This window comes from Maritimimonas sp. 2304DJ26-3 (assembly GCF_056591635.1).
In genome coordinates this window covers 1-255 of sequence record NZ_JBWQOK010000016.1, presented here as the reverse complement: position 1 = coordinate 255, position 255 = coordinate 1, and the positions used below count along the sequence as shown (strand labels likewise).

General features: G+C 45.5%; 1 pseudogene. It reads right to left on the bottom strand.

What is annotated here, in order from left to right:
- Positions 1 to 255 (bottom strand): annotated as a pseudogene (locus AC1EUV_RS13810) (T9SS sorting signal type C domain-containing protein); the annotation flags it as partial.

Genomic DNA, 255 nt, shown 5'->3' with positions numbered 1-255 from the left:
GTCGTTAAATCTTCACTGATCACAACTGTATCACTAGCCGTACAGCCTGTTGTCGTATTGGTTACTGTTAAGGTATATGTACCTGGACCACTAATCGTTGGACTCAATGTCGTTGAGCCACTATCAATAACCCCTGTACCTGTAGTTGTCCATAAATAAGTAACACCTGTAGTCGTCGAGCCTGTTCCATCTAAAACCAATGTAGTAGTCGTACACGTCAAGGTACCTGGTGCAGTGCCTGCCTCAGCGGTTGGT